At 52.4% G+C, this 22,030-nt stretch carries 21 protein-coding genes and 1 tRNA gene; 6 read left to right on the top strand and 16 right to left on the bottom strand.

The annotated features are described in order from the left end of the window. Positions 1-158: 158 nt before the first annotated feature. From nadR to serB, 3 genes are read right to left on the bottom strand one after another with little or no spacing between them, the layout of a single operon-like run. Positions 159-1,382 carry a multifunctional transcriptional regulator/nicotinamide-nucleotide adenylyltransferase/ribosylnicotinamide kinase NadR gene (gene nadR / locus OGX95_RS19740; RefSeq protein WP_502872786.1) on the bottom strand — a complete coding sequence of 408 codons (1,224 nt, stop codon included), beginning with the start codon at positions 1,380-1,382 and terminating at the stop codon, positions 159-161. Positions 1,383-1,434: 52 nt separating this feature from the next. Continuing rightward, entirely contained in the window at positions 1,435-2,817 is a 1,383-nt protein-coding gene (gene radA, locus OGX95_RS19735) for a DNA repair protein RadA (RefSeq protein ID WP_286630675.1), read from the bottom strand. An 11-nt stretch (positions 2,818-2,828) separates the two neighbouring features. After that, positions 2,829-3,797 (bottom strand): phosphoserine phosphatase, encoded by a 969-nt coding sequence (gene serB, locus OGX95_RS19730; RefSeq protein ID WP_286630674.1) that lies wholly within the window; start codon positions 3,795-3,797, stop codon positions 2,829-2,831. A 116-nt stretch (positions 3,798-3,913) separates the two neighbouring features. Between serB and OGX95_RS19725 the strand changes: the two genes are divergently transcribed. Together OGX95_RS19725 and lplA are read left to right on the top strand one after the other, a co-directional pair. Further along, a complete protein-coding gene (locus OGX95_RS19725; protein WP_286630673.1) occupies positions 3,914-4,555 on the top strand; it encodes a YtjB family periplasmic protein in 642 nt (213 codons plus the stop codon). Positions 4,556-4,576: 21 nt separating this feature from the next. Next, positions 4,577-5,593, top strand: coding sequence for a lipoate--protein ligase (gene lplA, locus OGX95_RS19720; RefSeq protein ID WP_286630672.1), 1,017 nt, complete (start codon positions 4,577-4,579; stop codon positions 5,591-5,593). Positions 5,594-5,600: 7 nt separating this feature from the next. Here the strand turns inward: lplA and yjjJ are convergent, their stop codons facing one another. The 5 genes from yjjJ to deoC form a co-directional block, all read right to left on the bottom strand. Next, the gene (gene yjjJ, locus OGX95_RS19715) at positions 5,601-6,929 is read right to left on the bottom strand and encodes a type II toxin-antitoxin system HipA family toxin YjjJ (RefSeq protein WP_286630671.1); all 1,329 of its coding nucleotides are present in this window, start codon (positions 6,927-6,929) and stop codon (positions 5,601-5,603) included. Between the two features lie 143 nt (positions 6,930-7,072). Continuing rightward, positions 7,073-7,792, bottom strand: coding sequence for a purine-nucleoside phosphorylase (deoD, locus tag OGX95_RS19710; RefSeq protein WP_000224864.1), 720 nt, complete (start codon positions 7,790-7,792; stop codon positions 7,073-7,075). Positions 7,793-7,852: 60 nt separating this feature from the next. Beyond that, positions 7,853-9,076, bottom strand: a complete 1,224-nt coding sequence (gene deoB, locus OGX95_RS19705) for a phosphopentomutase (RefSeq protein WP_286630670.1) — start codon at positions 9,074-9,076, stop codon at positions 7,853-7,855. 51 nt (positions 9,077-9,127) lie between these two features. Beyond that, a complete protein-coding gene (gene deoA / locus OGX95_RS19700; RefSeq protein WP_286630669.1) occupies positions 9,128-10,450 on the bottom strand; it encodes a thymidine phosphorylase in 1,323 nt (440 codons plus the stop codon). 107 nt (positions 10,451-10,557) lie between these two features. Then, complete coding sequence (gene deoC / locus OGX95_RS19695) at positions 10,558-11,337, bottom strand: deoxyribose-phosphate aldolase (RefSeq protein ID WP_003019042.1); 780 nt, start codon at positions 11,335-11,337, stop codon at positions 10,558-10,560. A 261-nt stretch (positions 11,338-11,598) separates the two neighbouring features. On the opposite strand from deoC, the gene OGX95_RS19690 reads away from it, so the two are divergent. Then, a complete protein-coding gene (locus OGX95_RS19690) occupies positions 11,599-13,149 on the top strand; it encodes a YjjI family glycine radical enzyme (RefSeq protein WP_286630668.1) in 1,551 nt (516 codons plus the stop codon). Then, positions 13,121-13,984 (top strand): YjjW family glycine radical enzyme activase, encoded by an 864-nt coding sequence (locus tag OGX95_RS19685; RefSeq protein ID WP_286630667.1) that lies wholly within the window; start codon positions 13,121-13,123, stop codon positions 13,982-13,984. The genes OGX95_RS19690 and OGX95_RS19685 overlap by 29 nt, the downstream gene beginning before the upstream one ends. Positions 13,985-14,049: 65 nt before the next feature. On the opposite strand, the gene OGX95_RS19680 is transcribed toward OGX95_RS19685, so the two are convergent. The 8 genes from OGX95_RS19680 to holD all read right to left on the bottom strand — a co-directional run bounded on the left by OGX95_RS19680 (position 14,050) and on the right by holD (position 20,551). Beyond that, a complete protein-coding gene (locus OGX95_RS19680) occupies positions 14,050-14,826 on the bottom strand; it encodes a metal-dependent hydrolase (RefSeq protein ID WP_286630666.1) in 777 nt (258 codons plus the stop codon). Continuing rightward, complete coding sequence (locus OGX95_RS19675) at positions 14,823-15,896, bottom strand: patatin-like phospholipase family protein (protein WP_286630665.1); 1,074 nt, start codon at positions 15,894-15,896, stop codon at positions 14,823-14,825. The genes OGX95_RS19680 and OGX95_RS19675 overlap by 4 nt, the downstream gene beginning before the upstream one ends. Positions 15,897-16,138: 242 nt before the next feature. Next, entirely contained in the window at positions 16,139-16,300 is a 162-nt protein-coding gene (locus tag OGX95_RS19670; RefSeq protein WP_003019081.1) for a DUF1328 domain-containing protein, read from the bottom strand. 128 nt (positions 16,301-16,428) lie between these two features. Continuing rightward, positions 16,429-17,046 carry a molecular chaperone OsmY gene (gene osmY / locus OGX95_RS19665; protein WP_286630664.1) on the bottom strand — a complete coding sequence of 206 codons (618 nt, stop codon included), beginning with the start codon at positions 17,044-17,046 and terminating at the stop codon, positions 16,429-16,431. 299 nt (positions 17,047-17,345) lie between these two features. Further along, positions 17,346-18,935, bottom strand: a complete 1,590-nt coding sequence (gene prfC / locus OGX95_RS19660) for a peptide chain release factor 3 (protein WP_016151601.1) — start codon at positions 18,933-18,935, stop codon at positions 17,346-17,348. A gap of 92 nt (positions 18,936-19,027) precedes the next feature. Further along, on the bottom strand, positions 19,028-19,705 hold the full coding sequence (yjjG, locus tag OGX95_RS19655; RefSeq protein ID WP_286630830.1) for a pyrimidine 5'-nucleotidase: 678 nt from the start codon (positions 19,703-19,705) through the stop codon (positions 19,028-19,030). Positions 19,706-19,722: 17 nt separating this feature from the next. Beyond that, positions 19,723-20,169 (bottom strand): ribosomal protein S18-alanine N-acetyltransferase, encoded by a 447-nt coding sequence (gene rimI / locus OGX95_RS19650; protein ID WP_286630663.1) that lies wholly within the window; start codon positions 20,167-20,169, stop codon positions 19,723-19,725. After that, complete coding sequence (holD, locus tag OGX95_RS19645; protein ID WP_286630662.1) at positions 20,138-20,551, bottom strand: DNA polymerase III subunit psi; 414 nt, start codon at positions 20,549-20,551, stop codon at positions 20,138-20,140. The genes rimI and holD overlap by 32 nt, the downstream gene beginning before the upstream one ends. A 155-nt stretch (positions 20,552-20,706) precedes the next feature. Between holD and rsmC the strand changes: the two genes are divergently transcribed. Next, positions 20,707-21,738 carry a 16S rRNA (guanine(1207)-N(2))-methyltransferase RsmC gene (gene rsmC, locus OGX95_RS19640; protein WP_286630661.1) on the top strand — a complete coding sequence of 344 codons (1,032 nt, stop codon included), beginning with the start codon at positions 20,707-20,709 and terminating at the stop codon, positions 21,736-21,738. Between the two features lie 205 nt (positions 21,739-21,943). Further along, positions 21,944-22,030: transfer RNA gene (locus OGX95_RS19635), tRNA-Leu, on the top strand.

The raw sequence follows: 22,030 nt of genomic DNA, 5'->3' as shown, positions 1-22,030 counted from the left end.
ATAATTAAGTGTGAAATATAATTAATAAAGATATAGTTTGTTTTATTTAAAATAATAATGTTTATTAAATTTAAAAAACCAACATATATATTATTGATGTATATAATAACGATTGTGTTATATAGGCAGGATTTCTCTTTTGGAGAAACCCTGTTCCCTTAGTCGCCCATTAACTCTTTAACCAGTTCCACACAGCGCAGAAACCGCGAGTCATAGTCAGCTTCCTTAACATGCACAAATTTGATGTTGTTTTCCTGTAGCATCTCCACCAGCAGAGACTGAAATGCCTTACGGTCAACTGAACTCCCAAGGCTGCGTAATCCATCCGCCACCCACGGCGTGTTGTTTTCCAGCAGAATAACCAGGTCAAAGCGGTATTCGTCAATCAATGCTTGCACAAACGGATGCTCACGCCCTTCGTACTTTTTACAGAATGCCTGGGTGGTGACGAAGTCAGTGTCGATAAATGCCACTTTATTGGCATATTTCACTGCGAAATCAATGTACTGTGCCTGTCCCAGCGCGATCTTATCGTAGTCCGAGTACTGCAACGCCATCTCGTCCCCCCCCAAATGGGAAAAGACGTAATCACGCCCATATTCCCACGCACTGGTGGTGTTAAAGATGTTGGCGAGCTTATTCACCAGCGTCGATTTACCGCTCGATTCTCCACCGAGGATCGCCACGGTGCGCACGAAAAACGGCTTCACTTCTGTCGGGATATATTCCCAGTAGCGGAATGGGTTTTCCCGAATTTGCCCGCCGCTGATACTCATAAATGTCCGTTTGGGATCAACCAGTACCGTTTCAATGCCCAGATGTTCAAGATATTGCGGGGCATCAGATTCTTCAGATGTGTAAATCCAGTTTGGCTGAATCCCCTTTTCCTGCATAAACGTTTTGATGCCATTACTCCAGACATCCCAACCGTGCGGATAAGGCTCCATGCCTTCCTCATTGAAAGCATGGATACGGATGTTTTTCTGATATTTAAAGGTCTGCAACAGCCAGCGCAGACGATCGGAAACCGTGGGCTGTTGTGACATGGCACTGTCTTCAAACAGACTGCGGTCGCGCGTATCGTCATAGCCCATAATGATATGCAGCTCATCGACCTGGCTACAGGCGCGCTGAATAAGATAGATATGACCGGTATGCAGCGGATAAAACTTGCCAAATACCACACCGATATTTTTCTGCTGACGGGGAAACTCAAGCCCCAAAAAACGGTGCAGTGCCTCCAGCTTTTGCGCGCTGGGGCTTTTGATTTTGGCATTCAACAGTTGACTGAGATATCCCTTGGTCATGCCACTGGCATCCGCCACTTGTTGCAGGGTACAGCCCTTTTGCTTAATGGCGGTTTTCAGATAATCAAATGACACAAGAGCCTCCTGCTTTACTAAAAAAACGAAATACCCTGGAACGAATATTAAATTATAAGTCGTCAAACACGCTTAACGCATCTGCAAGCTTTTTAACGCCAAAAACCTGCATTCCTTCCGGTACTTTTTTCGGTACGTTAGCGGCAGGCACAATCGCCCGGCGGAAGCCGTGCTTCGCCGCTTCCGAAATACGTTCCTGACCACTGGGAACCGGACGGATTTCACCTGCCAGCCCCACTTCACCAAAGACGACTAAATCCTGCGGTAGCGGTCTGTCGCGTAAGCTGGAAACCATCGCCAGCAGCAGCGCCAGGTCGGCACTGGTTTCAGTGACTTTTACCCCCCCCACCACATTGACGAACACATCCTGATCCGCCATCTGCAAACCACCGTGACGGTGCAGTACCGCCAGCAGAATCGCCAGGCGGTTTTGTTCCAGCCCAACCGCCACGCGACGTGGATTCGACATCATGGAGTGATCGACCAATGCCTGGATCTCCACCAGTAATGGACGTGTCCCTTCCCAGACCACCATTACTGAGCTGCCGGAGGTCACTTCATCACCGCGACTTAAAAAGATGGCAGAAGGGTTGCTGACTTCGCGCAGTCCCTGCTCGGTCATCGCGAAGACACCAAGCTCATTCACCGCACCAAAACGGTTCTTATGGCTACGCAGGGTACGAAAACGAGAGTCAGCATCACCGTCGAGCAGCACCGAGCAGTCAATGCAGTGCTCCAGTACCTTTGGCCCGGCCAGCGACCCGTCTTTGGTGACATGGCCGACCATAACAATCGCCACACCACGCGTTTTAGCAAAGCGCGTCAGGTAAGCGGCGGTTTCCCGCACTTGCGCCACACTGCCTGGCGAAGACTGAATATCCGCCATATGCATCACCTGAATGGAGTCGATAACCATCAGCTTCGGCTGTTCTTCTTCTGCAATCAGGCAAATTTGCTCAATGCTGGTTTCCGACAGCATATTCAGATTCGCCGTCGGCAGACCAAGTCGGTGTGCACGCATCGCGACCTGCTGCAAAGATTCTTCCCCTGTGACGTACAAGGTTTTCATCTGCTCGGCAAGCTTACACAACGTTTGTAGCAGCAGCGTCGACTTCCCTGCTCCGGGGTTGCCGCCAATCAGAATGGCGCTACCCGGCACCACACCGCCGCCCAGTACGCGATCGAATTCTTTAAAACCGGTAGAGAAACGCGGCAACTCCTCGAGGCTAATATCAGACAGCTTCTGCACCTTTGCGACACCTGCATTCCCGGCGTAGCCGCTGAGTCGCTCGTTACGCGCCACCGTAGGCGACGCCGCAAGACGTACCTCGGTAATGGTGTTCCAGGCCTGACAAGCGCTACATTGACCCTGCCAGCGCGGGTAATCGGCCCCACATTCATTACAAACAAAGGCGCGTTTAGGAGCTTTTGCCACGTTTTACCTCTTTATTTTTGATTCAGGCTGCCAGAGAGGATGCAGAACACCCCCATCAGGTCAGCATGACGGATAGTAATTTCCGTCTTCTCATTCACTTTCGGTTTAGCATGGAAGGCGATTCCTAACCCTGCCGTTTTGATCATCGGCAGATCGTTGGCACCATCGCCGATCGCCACCGTCTGCGCCATCGGGATTTCATACTCTTGCGCCAGGCGTGTCAGGGTATTGGCTTTGTACTGCGCATCAACGATATCGCCAATCACGTTGCCAGTGAATTTACCATCCATGATTTCCAGCTCATTCGCCACAACGGCAGTCAGCCGCAGTTTTTCACGCAGGTATTCCGCAAAGAAGGTAAAACCACCGGAGGCAATAGCCACTTTCCATCCCAGCGTTTCCAGCTTCAGCACCAGCTGCGTCAGGCCTGGCATCAGCGGTAAGTTTTCACGCACCTGTTGCAGAATGTTGGCATCGGCCCCTTTCAGGGTGGCAACGCGGCTGCGCAGGCTGGCGGTAAAATCCAGTTCACCACGCATCGCGCGTTCGGTCACTTCCGCGACCATTTCGCCCGTGCCGGCCAGTTTGGCGATTTCGTCAATACATTCGATCTGGATAGCCGTAGAGTCCATATCCATAACCAGTAGCCCTGGCGAACGCAGATGGGGAATTTTACCTAATGGCGCAACATCCAGTTTGGCATCATGCGCCAGTTTTGTCGCACGCGGCGTTAACGACCCCGCGAGGCGAATCACCTGATAATCCTCGACGCACCAGGCGGCTACGATCACCATCGCCGCGCCCAGTTTGCCCTGGTATTGCGTTAAGCGTTGTTTATCCAGCCCACGACCATACAGCAGCCAGCCACTGCGGCCTGCATGGTAGTCCAGCGGCATGACTTCATCACCGCTTAAAGAAAGGGGCAGACCTGGCCACAGAGAGACATCTTCAGGTAGATCGCACCAGGTAATGTTAGGCATTAAAGCTCCTGTAAAATCGTTCGGGTCGGAATCATCCAGGGGAAAATAACGCATGAGGCTACCCTGTAACCAGCGCTTCTGGCAACATTAAGCCTCAAATTTTCAGCAGGTGGAATATGGCTCGCGCAAAACTGAAATTCCGACTTCATCGTGCAGTGATTGTATTGTCCTGTCTCGCGTTGCTTGTTGCCCTGATGCAGGGGGCATCCTGGTTTAGTCAAAGCCACCAGCAGCAACGTAATCCGCAGTTGGAAGAGCTGGCCCGTACACTGGCCCGCCAGGTCACCTTAAACGTCGCGCCGCTGATGCGTACCGAAACACCGGATGAAAAACGCATCAAAGCCGTACTCACGCAGTTAACGGAGAGTAGCCGTATTCTGGATGCTGGTGTGTACGATGAACAGGGCGATCTGATTACCCGCACCGGTGAGAGCGTCAATGTCCGTGACCGGCTGGCGCTCGATGGCAAAAAAGCCGGGGGCTATTTTAATCAGCAAATCGTTGAGCCCATTCAGGGGAGAAACGGTCCGCTGGGTTATCTGCGACTGACACTCGACACCCACACGCTTGCCACCGAGGCAAAGCAGGTAGACAACACCACCAACATCTTACGCCTGATGCTGCTCCTGTCACTGGCTATTGGCGTAGTCCTCACTCGCACATTATTGCAAGGCAAGCGTACCCGCTGGCAACAATCTCCATTCCTGCTTACCGCCAACAAGCCAGTGCAGGAAGAAGACACCGAGAAAAAAGAGTAATTCAAAGAAAGGAAATCAACCATGACAACACTACGCCTGCTTATCTCTGACTCTCACGATCCCTGGTTTAACCTGGCCGTTGAAGAGTGCATTTTCCGCCAGATGCCCGCCACGCAGCGCGTCCTGTTTTTATGGCGTAACGCCGATACGGTGGTGATTGGCCGGGCGCAAAACCCGTGGAAAGAGTGCAATACCCGACGCATGGAAGAGGATAACGTGCGGTTGGCACGTCGCAGCAGCGGCGGTGGCGCGGTATTTCACGATCTCGGGAATACCTGCTTTACCTTTATGGCCGGCAAACCGGAGTATGACAAAACCATCTCCACTGCTATCGTATTGAATGCGTTGAATTCGCTGGGTGTAAACGCCGATGCCTCCGGACGTAACGATCTGGTGGTCAAAACGGCCGAGGGCGATCGCAAGGTCTCTGGTTCCGCATATCGGGAAACCAAGGATCGTGGATTTCACCACGGAACACTGCTGTTGAATGCCGACCTCAGTCGACTGGCCAACTACCTGAACCCCGATAAAAAGAAACTCGCCGCGAAAGGGATTACCTCCGTACGCTCGCGAGTTGCCAATTTGACTGAATTGTTACCGGGCATTACCCCCGAACAGGTGTGTAAGGCTGTTACAGAAGCCTTTTTTGAACACTACGGCGAACGCGTAGATGCCGAAATTATCTCTCCCGACAAAACACCGGATCTGCCGAATTTTGCCGAAACCTTCGCCCGCCAAAGCAGTTGGGAATGGAATTTTGGTCAGGCCCCCGCCTTCTCACATCTGCTTGATGAGCGCTTTACCTGGGGCGGCGTCGAGCTGCATTTCGACGTCGAAAAAGGCCACATCACCCGTGCACAGGTCTTTACCGACAGTCTCAACCCCGCGCCGTTAGAAGCGCTGGCAGGTCGTCTGCAAGGGTGTCTGTATCGTGCTGATAGGTTGCAACAGGAATGTGAGGCGCTACTGATGGACTTCCCTGAACAAGAAAAAGAGCTGCGAGAATTGTCGGTGTGGATTGCGAACGCGGTACGTTAAGTCCTCTTTAAGCAAGCCGCTGAATAACCCCCCTGGCTAACGTCAGTTTTTCCAGCATTGCGCGGGCAATTTGTCGAAATCCCGCGCTGATGCGCGCATCATCTGCAACATGCAGCCAGAATGCTTCAGCGAGTGGCAGAGCAAATTCCCACGCGCCTCTGTTTACCGTCGCATCTACTTTTATATCAACCGCTTCAGTACGCAACGAACCCACTCCAGAGGGGGCAAACGACATCGGCAGCATGTCGTAAACAGGAGCCAGCGCCATAGGCGGAGCGGACAAATAGAACGAAAGATTACCAGCATGCATATCGCTGTTGGCTATCAAGCGACCAAACGCCCAGATTATCTCGGTTTGTTGACAGGAATGTGCATCTATATAGCCCTGCACTGCCAGTTGGCGCGTGACAACAGGCCAGGTTCCCAGTGAGGAGGCATACTCACTTTGCAACGCTTCAAGAGAGACTACCTGCCGCCTGACGCGTACGCCTGTGCAATCAAACCTGATGCTTTCCAAAAATACCTGCCCTGCATCACTATAATAAGCCGTGGCGTGACTTGCAGAAACATTCGCCCCCTCCAGCACCGATAGCGCAATAGATTCGGCAATCAGCAGATCGCTCCAGCGCTCAGAAATAATGCTCCGCTCCCGCGCACTGAATTTAACCAACGCATTTTTATTTCCTTGCTCCGTCTGCACAAAACAGCTGAATTTAGGCTGCTCACCACCGGCAGAGGAACCGATAACTTCACCAGCTAACGCATCCTCGGCGAGCTGTTGAAAACGCGTAATTTTATCAGAGTGGGCAATGGCGATCGGTTCTGGCGCGTCTACCCAACGCTGGTAATTATCTTCACCGATGATCCATCCTCCCGCATTTTCACCCACATACGTACGCAGTGCGTACAGCACTTCATCCTCTTGCCACAAACGAATATCATCCGGCAGGTTGGTATGTTGTGCGATAGCTCTTCCCCAGGCTCGCCCAAGGAAGCCCTGCGGTCTCAGATCGGTGAGATACCACGGCAGACCATCAAACCACTGCCATTCTCCAGAAGACAACGCGACCAGACAGCTCCCCTGCGGCCAACAGGGGTAAATAACGCCAAACTTACAGGCACTCCCTTGTGCATCGACCAGCCACAACGGAAACGACGTTACACCACGAATCGGTTTAATGAGCGCATAGCGTGTTGCCCGGGCTTTACCAAACTGCATGACCTCTTCATGCGTTGATACAAGACGAGAAAAGGTCGCCTGGCTGATTGCCAGCGACTGTCGTAGTTCAGGTGCTGAACGTGGCCCCTGGAGTAGCAAATCGGTTAACGCGCTCATTAATGAATAGATTCATGAATAGATAATTGAATGCATTAAATGGTATAGCTAATTAATTTGTCAATATAAAATGGAATCAAGGAAGGGATTGATGAATGGATACTTGAAAGAAAAAGGGGCAAATGATGCCCCTTATAGAAAACTTACTCTTTATCGCCCAGCAGAACGGATTCCAGTGCGATCTTGATCATGTCGTTGAAGGTCGTCTGACGTTCAGCGGCAGTGGTCTGCTCGTGAGTACGGATATGGTCGGACACGGTGCAGATGGTCAGCGCTTTCGCACCAAATTCAGCCGCAACGCCATAGATACCCGCCGCTTCCATTTCCACGCCCAGTACGCCGTACTTTTCCATCACGTCGAACATTTCGCCGTCCGGAGAGTAGAACAGGTCAGCGGAGAACAGGTTGCCCACACGCGCGTCAACGCCCAGCGCTTTTGCCGCATCAACAGCGTTACGCACCATGTCGAAATCAGCGATAGCTGCAAAGTCATGATCTTTAAAGCGGATACGGTTAACTTTGGAGTCAGTGCAGGCCCCCATACCGATAACCACGTCACGCAGTTTGACGTCCATACGCACAGCGCCACAGGAGCCTACGCGAATGATTTTCTTCACGCCGAAATCAGTGATCAGCTCTTTGGTGTAGATAGAGCAGGACGGGATACCCATACCGTGACCCATAACAGAGATCTTACGGCCTTTGTAAGTCCCGGTGAAACCTAACATGCCGCGAACGTTGTTTACTTCACGGACATCTTCGAGGAAAGTTTCAGCAATGTGCTTCGCACGCAGTGGGTCGCCCGGCATCAAAACGACGTCAGCGAAATCACCCATTTCTGCATTAATATGTGGAGTTGCCATCTTCAGTTCCCTTTTAATTTGTTGTTTTTGCCGGGTGGCGCAATGCCGCCCGGCAATCAATTACAGCATGTTTTTACCGTAGTCCATTGGCGACGTACCGAAGTAGCTCGCCAGCGTCTGACCGATATCCGCGAAGGTTTCACGGTGGCCTAAAGAACCAGGTTTCACTTTCGGGCCGTAAATCAGCACCGGAATGTGTTCACGGGTATGGTCGGTACCAGTCCAGCTCGGGTCACAGCCGTGGTCAGCGGTCAGGATCAGAATGTCATCTTCACCCACCAGCTCCATCAACTCTGGCAGACGGCGGTCGAACAACTCCAGACCGGCAGCATAGCCAGCGATATCGCGACGGTGGCCCCAGGAAGAATCGAAATCAACAAAGTTAGTGAAGACGATTGTCTCATCACCCGCTTCTTTCATCTCTTTGATGGTGGCGTCGAACAGCGCGTCCAGACCGGTTGCTTTCACTTTTTTAGTGATACCGCAGTTCGCGTAGATGTCCGCAATCTTACCAACGGACACGACATGACCTTTTTTCTCATCGACCAGTTTCTGCAGTACCGTCGGCGCTGGCGGCTCAACAGCCAGATCGTGACGGTTACCGGTACGCTGGAAGTTACCGGCCTTGTCACCGATAAACGGACGCGCGATAACACGGCCAATGTTGTAGCCGCCTTCGGTCAACTCTTCGCGTGCGATTTCACACAGTTCGTAGAGTTTATCCAGGCCAAAGGTTTCTTCATGGCAGGCGATCTGGAACACGGAGTCAGCAGAGGTATAGAAAATCGGCTTGCCGGTTTTCATATGTTCTTCACCCAGTTGATCCAAAATCACCGTACCGGAAGAGTGGCAGTTACCGAGGTAGCCCGGCAGATTGGCACGCTTAACCAGTTTATCCAGCAATTCTTGTGGGAAGCTGTTCTCATGATCGGAGAAATATCCCCAGTCAAACAGAACCGGAACACCGGCGATTTCCCAGTGGCCAGACGGCGTGTCTTTGCCGGAAGAGAGTTCATGCGCCCATGCGTAGGCACCAATCACTTCCGCGTTGCCGTCCATACCCGCAGCAATTTTACCCGTCGAGCCTTCGTGAGCTTTCACCAGACCCAGACGAGTCAGGTTAGGCAGATTCAGTGGGCCTTTGCGGCCATTGTCAGCTTCGCCTTTCGCACAAGCTTCTGCAATATGACCCATAGTGTCTGAACCTACGTCGCCAAAGCGCTCCGCATCTTCAGTCGCACCAATACCAAAGGAGTCCAGCACCATAATAAATGCACGTTTCATCTTGTTCTCCATACATCTGCGCCGCAAAAAAGCGATCAGATCAGTATACAGTTATTCGGTTATACGACGATAGACTGTCGGTGTAATTTCTGGCGCGTTGTCGTCAAGGCTGATTGCCGCTTTGACCGCTTTCGCCGCTTCCTGCCAGCTGGCTTCGTCTTTGGCGTGGATTACCGCCAGCGGACGCTGACCATCAACACTGTCGCCCAGACGCGCCATGTCGGTGAAACCGACGCTGTAATCAATGGTGTCCGAAGCCTGACGGCGACCGCCGCCCATGGAAACGACCGCCATACCCAGCGCACGGGTATCCATCGCGCTGACAAAACCTTCGGTATCAGCATATACCGCTTTGCTGAGCATTGCCGTCGGCAGGTACTTCGCATAGTTTTCCACGAAGTCGGTTGGGCCTTTCTGCGCCGCAACCATGCGGCCAAAAATTTCTGCCGCTTTACCGTTATCCAGTACGGCCTGCAACTTCGTGCGGGCTTCTGCGTCATCTTTCGCCAGTTTACCGGAGATCAACATCTCCACGCACAGCGCCATGGTGACGTCTAACAAACGCGGATTGCGGTATTCGCCGGTCAGGAACTGCACAGCTTCACGGACTTCAACCGCGTTACCGGCGCTGGAAGCCAGCACCTGGTTCATATCCGTTAACAGTGCGGTGGTACGCACGCCTGCACCGTTCGCCACACCGACAATCGCTTCGGCAAGGGCTTCTGAAAGTTCATAGGTCGGCATAAAGGCGCCACTGCCGACTTTGACGTCCATCACCAGCGCATCCAGCCCTTCCGCCAGCTTTTTAGCCAGGATGGAACCGGTGATCAACGGAATGGAATCCACCGTCGCGGTAATATCGCGGGTGGCATAAAAACGTTTGTCCGCCGGTGCGAGCGAACTGGTTTGTCCAATTATCGCCACACCCACGTCTTTAATAATTTCACGGAAACGCGCGTCGTCCGGGAAGATATCAAATCCCGGAATGGCTTCCAGTTTATCCAGCGTACCGCCGGTATGACCCAGGCCTCGCCCGGAAATCATCGGGATGTAGCCGCCGCATGCTGCGACCATCGGGCCTAACATCAGTGACGTCACGTCACCTACACCACCGGTAGAGTGTTTATCCACAATCGGGCCGTTCAGCTGCAAACTTTTCCAGTCCAGCACAGTTCCTGAATCACGCATTGCCATGGTCAGCGAGACACGCTCAGGCATTGTCATATCGTGGAAGAAAATGGTCATCGCCAGGGCGGCGATTTGCCCTTCAGAGATGGTGTTGTCGCGAATACCGTTAATAAAGAAACGAATTTCTTCATCACTCAGCGCATGACCATCACGTTTTTTACGAATAATTTCTTGTGCGAGAAACAAGGTAACCTCCCGATTATGGGCCGGGAAAGCACTGTGCTCCCCGGCGGGTCGTATTGATGCCGGATGGCGGCTAGCGCCTGATCCGGCCTACGATGGGCAATGAAAACTTAGTAGCTGCTTGCGCTCTTACCGTCGCCGTGACCCAGCGCTTTCAGCAGGCTAGCCAGCAGGCTGGATGCGCCAAAACGGTAGTGACGGGAATCGGCCCAGTCAGCGCCAAACAGTTCATCGGCAATCGCCAGGAACTGCTGCGCATCTTCAGCGGTACGCACACCACCAGCCGGTTTGAAACCAACAGTTTTAGAAACACCCATATCGCGGATCACTTCCATCATGATGCGTGCGCTTTCCGGCGTCGCATTGACCGGTACTTTACCGGTAGATGTTTTGATGAAATCAGCACCGGCTTTGATGGAGATTTCAGATGCTTTACGAATCAGAGCTTCTTCTTTCAATTCGCCAGTTTCGATGATCACTTTCAGCAGCACATTGGCTGCTGCGCACGCGTCTTTACAGGCTTTAACCAGATCGAAACCAATCTGCTCATTGCCTGCGATCAGTGCACGATACGGGAATACCACATCAACTTCGTCTGCACCGTAGGCAATCGCGGCGCGGGTTTCTGCGAGCGCGATCTCGATATCGTCGTTGCCATGCGGGAAGTTAGTAACGGTGGCAATACGGATGTCCGGTGTGCCCTGCTCTTTCAGAGTCTTACGCGCAATAGGGATGAAACGCGGATAGATGCAGATTGCGGCAGTGTTGCCAACCGGGGTCTTCGCCTGATGACACAGCGCGATCACTTTTTCATTGGTATCGTCGTCATTCAGGGTGGTCAGGTCCATCAGTTTCAGTGCACGCAGGCTGCTTGCTGTTAAATCGGTCATAACATTCTCCAACGGCATCGCCGTATAAAATTTCACCTTGCGAGTTTGTTAGTATTCTAACATCCGCTCGCTATTACACTTCGATATACATCACAGTTAATGAAAACCACATACAGATTTGCATTACTCTAATGAGATCTACTTCAAATAAATGACCTTTACTGGCGACGTGCGGTGACTTCAGGCGCATCCGGATCAAAGGTTGGCGCTGCGTTGCTTCCTACAATGGCGCTTAACCTTCAGTACATAAAGGAACTAACGATGCCCACGTCAAGCGAACTCGCACTGCAACAGCGCTGCCAACAAATCGTGACCAGTCCAGTGCTCAGCCCTGAACAAAAACGTCATTTTCTGGCACTGGAGGCAGAAAACGCTTTGCCGTATCCACAGTTGCCTGCTGAAGCACGCCAGGCGCTGGATGACGGGGTTATCTGCGATATGTACGAAGGTCATGCCCCGTTCAAACCGCGCTACGTATTACCCGATTACGCGCATTTTCTGGCCAACGGTTCATCATGGCTGGAACTGGAAGGAGCAGAGGATCTCGATGACGCATTATCCTTACTCACCATTCTTTACCACCACGTTCCGTCAGTGACGTCGATGCCGGTATACCTCGGCCAACTCGATGCATTGCTGCAACCGTATGTTAGAATTCTAACACAAGACGAGATCGATATTCGAATAAAACGTTTCTGGCGTTATCTCGACAGAACGCTGCCTGATGCGTTTATGCACGCCAATATCGGTCCTGCCGACACGCCTGTAACGCGGGCAATTTTACGCGCAGATGCAGAGTTAAAGCAGGTTTCGCCCAACCTGACATTTATTTATGATCCGCAAATTACACCTGACGATCTGCTGCTCAACGTGGCACAAAATATCTGCGAATGCAGTAAACCGCACATTTCTAACGGCCCTGAAAATGATAAAATTTTCACAAAAGGCCACTATGGCGTCGTCAGTTGTTACAACTCACTGCCACTTGCGGGCGGTGGAAGCACACTGGTCAGACTCAATCTGAAAGCCATTGCAGAACGCAGCACCTCTGTCGATGACTTCTTTACGCGCACCCTACCGCATTACTGCCAACAGCAAATCGCCATCATTGATTCACGATGTGAATTCCTCTACGAGAAATCACATTTCTTTGAGAATAGCTTCCTGGTACAGGAAGGGTTGATCGATCCCGAACGTTTTGTGCCTATGTTTGGCATGTATGGCCTGGCAGAAGCCGTAAACCTGCTGTGTGAGCAAGCAGGACACAACGCGCGTTACGGCAAAGAGGAGTACGCTAACCAGCTTGGTTATCGTATTAGTGCCCAGCTCGCCGACTTTGTTAACAACACACCGGTGAAATATGGCTGGAAGCAGCGCGCGATGCTGCATGCGCAGTCCGGCATCAGTTCTGATATCGGCACCACGCCGGGCGCGCGTCTGCCATATGGTGATGAACCCGATCCCATCACCCATCTGCAAACCGTCGCGCCGCATCATGCGTATTATCACGCCGGGATCAGCGATATTCTCACGCTGGACGAAACCATCAAACGTAACCCACAGGCGCTGGTACAACTTTGCCTCGGCGCGTTCAACGCCGGTATGCGTGAGTTTACCGCCAACGTGAGCGGCAACGATCTGGTTCGCGTCACCGGTTATATGGTGCGCCTGTCGGATCTGGAAAAATATCGCTCCGAAGGTTCACGTACCAACACCACCTGGCTGGGCGAAGAAGCCGCGCGCAATACGCGTATTCTGGAACGACAACCTCGTGTGATTAGTCATGAACAGCAGATGCGCTTCAGTAAGTAAGCTGATTCCTTTCTCCTGCGTCGACGGGCCAGGCAGTCGTCTGGCCCTGTTCCTGCAGGGGTGCAATCTGCGCTGTAAAAATTGCCACAATCCGTGGACGATGGGCCGCTGCAACGATTGCGGGGAATGTGTGCTGCATTGCCCGCATGAAGCGTTAAGTCTGAGCGCGGGAAAAGTATGGTGGCAATCTGATATTTGCCAGCAATGCGACACCTGCCTGCATATGTGTCCTCAGCAGGCCACGCCGATGACGCTGACCATGAGCGTGGATGAGGTGCTGCAGCATGTTCGTAAAGCCTCGCCGTTTATTGAAGGAATGACGGTCAGCGGTGGTGAGGCGACAACACAGTTACCATTTATTATTGCGCTATTTGGTGCGATCAAAAGCGATCCGCATCTGCAGCATCTCACCTGCCTGGTGGACAGCAACGGTATGCTGAGCGAAACCGGCTGGAAAAAGTTGCTACCGGTTTGTGACGGTGCAATGCTCGATCTAAAGGCCTGGGATAGCGCATGTCATCTGCAACTGACAGGGCGTGATAATGCTCTGATTAAAAACAGTATTATTTTTCTGGCAGACCAGGGAAAACTCGCGGAATTACGCCTGTTGGTGATCCCCGGTCAGGTAGACTATCTGCAACACATTGACCCGCTGTCTGCGTTTATTCATCGCTTAGGTAACGTGCCTGTGCGGCTTAATGCCTTTCATGCGCATGGGGTGTATGGCGACGCGCAATCCTGGCCGGGTGCCACGCCGGGAGATGTGGATCAACTGGCAAATGCGTTACGCAAGCGTGGCGTGGATAATTTGATCTTCCCGGCGCTGTACCTGTGATTGCCGGATGCGACGACATCATTTGTAGGCTGGATAAGACGCAGCCGCCATCTGGCACTCAACAATCACACATCAAACAACGCCGTCGTATTGCGATACAGCGCGTCAGCAATCACATCCGTGGGTTCAGAGCGCAGTTCGCATAATGCGGTAAAAACTCTGACCACCTGCTCAGGACGATTAGGCTGGCCCTGAAAACCGTTAAGCGGCATATCCGGCGCATCGGTTTCCAACAGCAGCGATTCCAGCGGCAATGTCGCCATCACCTCACGCGTTTTGCTGGCGCGTGGATAGGTGATGGTCCCACCAACACCGAGCTTGTACCCCAGTTGTACAAAACGCGTTGCCTGTTGCAGGCTTCCGGCAAAGCCATGCACCACACCGGTTCGCGGGAGAGCATGGCGTTTAAGATGCATAGCCAACTTGTCATGGGTACGGCGCGAATGGAGGATCACCGGAAGATCGTAACGCTTCGCCAGCTTAAGCTGTGCTTCCAGCACCCTTTCCTGTTTATCAAACTGCGGATCGTCACGCCAGAGATCCAGTCCGATCTCACCGACCGCTACCAGCTTCTGTGGTCGTTGCTCCAATTCCTGTTGCAACCTGTCCAGACCGTCATCATCGTGATCTTCAATAACAATGGGATGCAGACCCAGCGCGGCATACAACGCAGGATAATCTTCCGCTAACGCCAGTACGCGTGAAAAGTTCATCGCCTGCGTTGCCGGAACAATAATATGGTGCACACCGACGTCAGCCGCACGCTGGAGGCTGGCTGGCTCATCGCCGGTAAAGGGGGGGAAATCAAAATGACAATGCGTATCGATAAACCGGGGACTCACGCCAGATCCTCATTTTTAAACGTCGTATCGTTGGCCTGGGGCGCACTGCTCGCAACGGATGCATGGGCATCGTTGGCAACGGGGGCAGGTGGAACCACCACCGGGCTGGGCACCACAATCTTCGGCGTCTGACGAGGCAACGGCGCGTTTTTCGCCAACAGTTTACCAATAGTTGCCAAAAAATAGCGCCCGCACAGACGTCCGGTTTTGTAGTCTTCACGCAATGCCGGAATACGGCTCCCCAGTGCCATACTGTGGAGCGGTTTTGGTGGGTAGATCTCAAAGATACGCAGCTTGCCCGGCGGTTTTTCGATAAAGCGCTGAATAGCGCGGTAGCTGGCTTCATGATGTTGAACCAGATTCACCAGCGGCTGCAGACTGCTCTCCCCCAGCCAGCGCTCCATACGTTTGAACCATTGTGGGGTGTAGTACATTTGCGACGGCACGGTGCGGATCACCACCAGCGTTTTCGCCCCTTGCTTCGCCGCCTCCTGAACGGGTATGGCGTCACTGACCCCACCATCCAGATAGTTTACGCCATCCAACACAACCCCTGAACGATAGAATCCCGGAATCGCACTGGATGCGCGAATGAGATCCAGCCAATTGTGCCGGTTTGGCGAAAAATAACCCGGTGTGTAGTCATCTCCCCGGCAGGCGCACATATAAAACGCTTTACCTGCCTCAAACAGGCGCTCCGCGTTATCCAGCGCCAGCGGCATCTGCGCAGCGGTGGAGTCCACCAGCCAGTCGAGATCGATGAGATTTCCCCCGCGCACAAACCGCACCGGGTCAAAGAATTCGCGTCGGGTGGTGTAGCGCATGATCACTTTGCGCCCGTAGCCGGGTTGGTTACAGAGATAGGCTGACAGGTTTTGCGCGCCAGCAGATGTCCCGTAGAAGAGATCGAAAGGATTAAATTGCGCACGCATGAACTCATCCAGTACGCCGGCAGTAAAGATCCCCCGTTGCCCTCCGCCTTCGCACACCAGCGCCATACTGCCTGGTTGAAATGGACGTAACGATAACGGCGCTATATTACCGAGCGTGACGGGTATTCTCTGCCCCACCTCTGCCTTCCTGTTTTTTTGTAATAGAGCAACAAGGTAACGCAAATTGCCCAGCGCTAAAACCGTAAAAGCCAGTCCAATGGACTGGCATAGTAGCAATTATTCTTTACAGCTAATCCCCAAAATAATTCGAGTTACAGGAAAGCGGTAAGTGCGTGAGTCCCGATGAGCTTACTCTGGTAAGTGATTCGGGTAAGCGCGTGTAGCCAACGCACCTGTAACTTGAAGAATAAAGGGATACGCTAGGGTCGTTTACGGCCAGTGAATAGGCTGACCAGGAACAGGATAATCCCCACCACAAAAACAATTTTTGCAGCGCCTGCTGCGGTACCCGCCAGTCCACCAAATCCCAGAGCGGCGGCAATTAACGCGATAACCAGAAATATGATGCCCCATCGAAACATATGCTTCTCCTTTACCCTAGTTAATGTCGACCGCTTGATATGAGCGCTCAGGCTGCTCATCGGCGATATTTTCAGTGTGGTGCACAATGCGCCTCCCGACAAACATCAGGAGGACGAATTAAGTCGAATTACTGAGTTTTGAGGTCGTTTTTGACGCTTTTCACGCCATCAATTGCTTTAGCAATACTCTCAGCACGCTCACTTTGCGCCTGTGAATCGACGGTTCCTGAAAGCTGGACCACGCCATCTGTCGTCTCAACTTTCACTTTACGAGAAGGGACGATGTCATCAGCCAACAGCTTGGCTTTCACTTCACTGGTGATAGCCGTATCACCCGCATAGCCTTTTACGGAGGTCTTTTTGCTGTCACGCACGTGCAGTTTGTCACTAACGGAGGTCACGCCCTCAACGCCTTTCGCGACGTTAACGGCCTCTTCAGCCTGAGCCTGGCTTTCAACGAACCCACTTAACGTCACCACTTTCTGATCCGTTTTGACGGAGATATCGGTGCTCTTAATACTTTCGTGGTCCACCAGCGCGGCTTTTACTTTGGCGGTGATGGTGCTGTCATCCATGAAATTACCGACTTTGTTCATAGAGCTATCGACTTTCTGCCCCGCACTTTCGAGCCCGGATTGCGCTTTATCCATTGTGGCGTTTTCTGCATAGGCAGAACCCGTTGCGACAGCGGAAGTCAGCATCACGGCCAGTAGCGTTTTAGAAATCTTAAGTCCTGTCATTGTCATCGATGTATTCCTGTTTGTTGTGCTTATAGCGATGTTCTGCCGCTTAGCGGTCATAACCAGCAACTAATCTCGTGACTGAAATAAATATCAGCTAAAGAGGCTAAAAAATGCTTAATGAGGAGCATTAAAAGCCGACATTTATGTCATCACATTGTTAAATATAGTTCACGATTTCGTGGTCGAAGTCTGGGTTGATTAAAAAACAAACAAAAATCAGGGGATTTAAGAACATTCCGCAAGGGATTTACAAGACAGGAAAAGTTGCAGGGCGCAGTGAGTACCGCGCCCTGGGAGGTAGATTAGTGTTCGCGCGTTTTGCGGAACTGAACGTCAGGGTAACGTTCCTGGGTGAGATTGAGGTTAACCATGGTCGGCGCGATATAGGTAAGGTTGTCCCCACCATCCAGCGCCAGCTGAATTTCGTTTTTACGCTTAAATTCTTCGAATTTTTTCACGTCAGAACACTCTACCCAGCGCGCAGTCGCCACGTTGACCGACTCATAAATCGCTTCAACGTTGTATTCGCTCTTCAGACGAGAAACCACCACGTCGAACTGCAGCACACCGACAGCACCGACGATCAAATCGTTATTGGCGATCGGACGGAAGACCTGCACTGCCCCCTCTTCTGACAGCTGAACCAACCCTTTCAGCAACTGCTTCTGCTTCAACGGATCTTTCAGACGGATACGGCGGAACAGTTCTGGTGCGAAGTTCGGAATACCAGTGAACTTCATCATTTCACCCTGAGTAAAGGTATCGCCGATCTGGATCGTGCCGTGGTTATGCAAACCAAGAATATCGCCAGGATACGCCTCTTCCACATGAGAACGGTCCCCGGCCATAAAGGTCAGCGCATCGGAAATCACCACGTCTTTACCAATACGTACCTGGCGCATTTTCATGCCTTTCTCGTACTTGCCGGAAACCACACGCATGAAAGCGACACGGTCGCGGTGTTTCGGGTCCATGTTGGCCTGAATTTTAAAGACGAAACCGGTGAATTTCTCTTCTGAGGCTTCCACAACGCGGGTATCGGTTTTACGCGGCATCGGTGCAGGCGCCCACTCCACTAAGCCATCCAGCATATGGTCAACGCCGAAGTTACCCAGCGCAGTACCGAAGAAGACTGGAGTGATTTCACCAGCAAGGAACAGTTCATGATCAAACTCATTAGACGCGCCCTGCACCAGCTCCAGCTCGTCACGCAGTTGCTGCGCCAGGTCTTCACCTACGGCAGCGTCAAGTTCAGGGTTATTCAACCCTTTAACAATGCGGACTTCCTGAATCGTATGGCCTTTACCGGTCTGGTACAGATACGTTTCATCTTTGTACAGGTGATAGACGCCCTTGAACAACTTACCGCAGCCAATCGGCCAGGTGATCGGCGCGCAGCCGATTTTCAGTTCGTTCTCGACTTCATCCAACAGCTCCATTGGATCGCGGATGTCACGGTCGAGTTTGTTCATAAAGGTCAGGATCGGCGTATCGCGCAGACGGGTAACTTCCATCAGCTTACGGGTACGGTCTTCGACCCCTTTCGCGGCGTCGATGACCATCAGGCAGCAGTCGACCGCTGTCAGCGTACGGTAGGTATCTTCGGAGAAGTCTTCGTGCCCCGGGGTATCCAGCAGGTTTACCAGGCAGTCATGATACGGAAACTGCATGACAGACGTGGTAATAGAGATACCACGCTGCTTTTCCATTTCCATCCAGTCAGATTTTGCATGCTGGCTGGATCCACGGCCTTTTACCGTACCGGCTGTCTGAATTGCCTGTCCGAATAACAGCACCTTTTCAGTAATTGTCGTTTTACCGGCATCCGGGTGAGAAATAATGGCAAAAGTGCGGCGTTTGGCCACCTCTTGCAAATAAGGAGACAACGTCATAGTCAAATCTTCTTAGGTAAGCACGGCATTGTGCCGCGCAAGTTGAATACGAAAAATTGCGGCTATTTTACCCATCAATGGGGGGGAGGCAATCAGTGTTTACACAGGAGCTGCTCCAGTTCGCTTAACGACACGACAGTCCAGGTCGGCTGAATGCCCGCTGGCTGCTCGCGGCGGTGCGTATTTAGCCAGCAGGTGGATAGTCCGGCGTTAATGCCACCAAGAATATCGGACTCTGCGGTGTCGCCCACCATCAGCACGCGGGAACGGTCAGGGTTGCCCGCCTGCTCCAGCGCGTGGTCAAAAATACGGGGATCGGGTTTTGCCACCCCAACCTGCTCAGAAATCACCAGCAGGTCGAAATAGTCGCGCAGGCCCGTACGCTCCAGACGGATTTGCTGTAATGCAGTGAAGCCGTTGGTAATGATGCCAATCCTGGTTTTACCGCGAATCGCATTAAGCAGCGACACGGCACCCGGTAATGGCGAACAGATTTCTGCCATGGCATTAATAAACGCATCGTTTAGCTGACCAGGCTCGACCTTCAGGCGCTCAGCCCAGCTCTGAAAACGCGCATGCTGCAGCTGTAATGAGGTAATTGCGCCGTTTTGATAATCCACCCACAGCGGTTTATTCACGGCCTGGTAGTCCTGAAAATCTTCAGCGGTAAAGGTGATGCTATAGTCGAGAAACATCCGCTGTAAGCCGGTAAACGAGTCAAACGTAAACAGCGTTTCATCGGCATCAAAGAAAATCCAGTCCCACTTCATCATCATTACACCTTGTCTTACATGCTGATTGGCAATGCCATTATGATGGCATCTTCGTGACCATCGGCTGTCGGATAGTAATTGCGCCGAATCGTCGCCTCGTTAAAGCCAAGGCTTTCATACAATGCGATTGCCGCAGCATTCGAGGAGCGAACCTCAAGCCACAGCGTCAGAATACCGCGCTTTTCCAGCTCATCGATCAGGTATTCCAGCAGCTCACGCCCAAGGCCCCGGCGCTGAAAGTCAGGATCAACGGCGATGTTGAACAGCGTAGCTTCATCCAGCACGACCTGCGTAATCGCAAAGGCTGCCATCGTGCCGTCAACGGTCAGTTGAACGTTGAGATAACGATCGCCCTGATTGCTGGCGAATGTTTTTTCGCTCCACGGAAAGGCGTGTGCGCGTTTTTCAATCTGAAATGCTGCAGGTAAATCAGTCGGTTCGAGGGAAGAAATCGTGTTCATATGCGCAGATTTGTTGCCATAACGCGGCGCGTGCCGCTGGGTTATCCCGTAATTCATTAAACGCCGGACTGGCGACCTGAGCGCCCTCCAGCAGCAGCGGCCCTGTGGTTCCCAGCCGCCAGCTATTACAACGGCTACCTTGCGGCAGCATGGCGACACGGTCAGGCGTCAGTTGTAAAACCTGATCCGGGCTAACGGTCAATGCGTGTAAAATATCGCTCATTAACGGTTCGGTTAGCGCGGGTAACTGTGCAGCAACCATCACCAAACGGACATGCGCAGGAATTGAAATCGCGATCTCGCCCCGCAGCGCGCCAGGACGGCGCAGCGACCACTGCGTAATGCCCAGTTGCTGTAATTGCCAGTCTCGTCGGGATGTCATAGCGAAACACTCCTGTCTATCAGGGGCGCAAATATAGCAAATTCGTCGAATCAGCGCCAACAAACAACGATACACGTCATCCCGCAGACCGCCTTGATTCAGCTTGAATGATTTTGTGTATATAATCGCACCCTATATAAATTAAGGAGCATTCCATGTCTGCTTTTACCCCGGCAAGTGAAGTCTTGCTGCGCCACAGTGATGATTTCGAACAAAGCCGTATTCTGTTTGCCGGTGATTTGCAGGATGACCTGCCAGCCCAATTCGCAAGCGCCGCCAGCCGCGCGCATACTCAGCAGTTGCACCATTGGCAGGTACTGAGCCGCCAAATGGGTGATAACGTCCGCTTTAGCCTCGTCGCACAAGCCGATGACGTTGCTGACAGCGATACGCTGATCTACTACTGGCCGAAGAATAAGCCAGAAGCCCAGTTCCAACTGATGAATATTCTGTCGCTGTTACCCGTCGGCACCGATATTTTTGTTGTCGGTGAGAACCGCAGCGGTGTGCGCAGCGCAGAGCAGATACTGGCCGAATACGCGCCACTGAATAAAGTCGACAGCGCCCGTCGCTGTGGTCTTTATCATGGCCGCCTGGAAAAACAGCCCGTTTTTGATGCAGAAAAATACTGGGATGAATACACCATCGACAATCTGACCATCAAAACCTTGCCTGGCGTATTCAGCCGTGACGGACTGGATGTCGGCAGCCAATTGCTGCTTTCTACGCTAACGCCGCACACTAAAGGCAAGGTTCTGGATGTCGGCTGTGGCGCGGGCGTGCTCTCTGTTGCATTAGCCAGTCACTCGCCGAAAGTTCGACTGACCCTGTGCGATGTCAGCGCATCCGCAGTTGAAGCCAGTCGCGCAACGCTTGCTGCAAACGGCATTGAAGGTGACGTGATTGCCAGTAACGTCTTTTCTGACGTGACAGGCCGCTTTGATATGATCATCTCTAACCCGCCGTTCCACGATGGCATGCAGACCAGCCTTGATGCAGCTCAAACGCTGATTCGCGGGGCAGTTCGTCACCTGAACAGCGGCGGTGAGCTGCGTATCGTGGCCAACGCCTTCCTGCCGTATCCGAAAGTGCTGGATGAGGTGTTTGGTTTTCATGAAGTTATCGCACAAACCGGTCGTTTCAAGGTTTATCGTACCATCATGACGCGTCAGGCGAAAAAAGCCTAACTGATGCAGGCCGGATAAGACATTTACGCCGTCATCCGGCGTGACACCGAGTAATGCCGGATCGCGCTATCGCTTATCCGGCCTACGACTGGCGCCCATTTTTACATCAATTAATCGCACCCTGGGCAATTAACTATTGACGAAAAGCTGAAAACCACTAGAATGCGCCTCCGTGGTAACGATACTTTTTGAGTATCGATGGTATGCGAAGGTGGCGGAATTGGTAGACGCGCTAGCTTCAGGTGTTAGTGTCCTTTCGGACGTGGGGGTTCAAGTCCCCCCCCTCGCACCA

The sequence above is a fragment of the Citrobacter sp. Cu233 genome, assembly GCF_030332225.1.
Taxonomy (GTDB): domain Bacteria; phylum Pseudomonadota; class Gammaproteobacteria; order Enterobacterales; family Enterobacteriaceae; genus Citrobacter.
Note: the sequence above shows the minus strand (reverse complement) of the source record. Positions and strands in the feature narration are given on the sequence as shown.

What these genes read in the sequence shown, in the direction of transcription:
- OGX95_RS19670 (WP_003019081.1), bottom strand. Translation starts at nt 16,300, where the DNA reads ATGTTTCGATGGGGCATCATATTTCTGGTTATCGCGTTAATTGCCGCC.
- deoD (WP_000224864.1), bottom strand. Translation starts at nt 7,792, where the DNA reads ATGGCAACTCCACATATTAATGCAGAAATGGGTGATTTCGCTGACGTC.
- deoC (WP_003019042.1), bottom strand. Translation starts at nt 11,337, where the DNA reads ATGACCGATTTAACAGCAAGCAGCCTGCGTGCACTGAAACTGATGGAC.
- rsmC (WP_286630661.1), top strand. Translation starts at nt 20,707, where the DNA reads ATGTCTGCTTTTACCCCGGCAAGTGAAGTCTTGCTGCGCCACAGTGAT.
- OGX95_RS19725 (WP_286630673.1), top strand. Translation starts at nt 3,914, where the DNA reads ATGGCTCGCGCAAAACTGAAATTCCGACTTCATCGTGCAGTGATTGTA.
- lplA (WP_286630672.1), top strand. Translation starts at nt 4,577, where the DNA reads ATGACAACACTACGCCTGCTTATCTCTGACTCTCACGATCCCTGGTTT.
- yjjG (WP_286630830.1), bottom strand. Translation starts at nt 19,705, where the DNA reads ATGAAGTGGGACTGGATTTTCTTTGATGCCGATGAAACGCTGTTTACG.
- OGX95_RS19690 (WP_286630668.1), top strand. Translation starts at nt 11,599, where the DNA reads ATGCCCACGTCAAGCGAACTCGCACTGCAACAGCGCTGCCAACAAATC.
- deoB (WP_286630670.1), bottom strand. Translation starts at nt 9,076, where the DNA reads ATGAAACGTGCATTTATTATGGTGCTGGACTCCTTTGGTATTGGTGCG.
- prfC (WP_016151601.1), bottom strand. Translation starts at nt 18,935, where the DNA reads ATGACGTTGTCTCCTTATTTGCAAGAGGTGGCCAAACGCCGCACTTTT.
- osmY (WP_286630664.1), bottom strand. Translation starts at nt 17,046, where the DNA reads ATGACAATGACAGGACTTAAGATTTCTAAAACGCTACTGGCCGTGATG.
- holD (WP_286630662.1), bottom strand. Translation starts at nt 20,551, where the DNA reads ATGACATCCCGACGAGACTGGCAATTACAGCAACTGGGCATTACGCAG.
- serB (WP_286630674.1), bottom strand. Translation starts at nt 3,797, where the DNA reads ATGCCTAACATTACCTGGTGCGATCTACCTGAAGATGTCTCTCTGTGG.
- OGX95_RS19685 (WP_286630667.1), top strand. Translation starts at nt 13,121, where the DNA reads ATGAACAGCAGATGCGCTTCAGTAAGTAAGCTGATTCCTTTCTCCTGC.
- yjjJ (WP_286630671.1), bottom strand. Translation starts at nt 6,929, where the DNA reads ATGAGCGCGTTAACCGATTTGCTACTCCAGGGGCCACGTTCAGCACCT.
- rimI (WP_286630663.1), bottom strand. Translation starts at nt 20,169, where the DNA reads ATGAACACGATTTCTTCCCTCGAACCGACTGATTTACCTGCAGCATTT.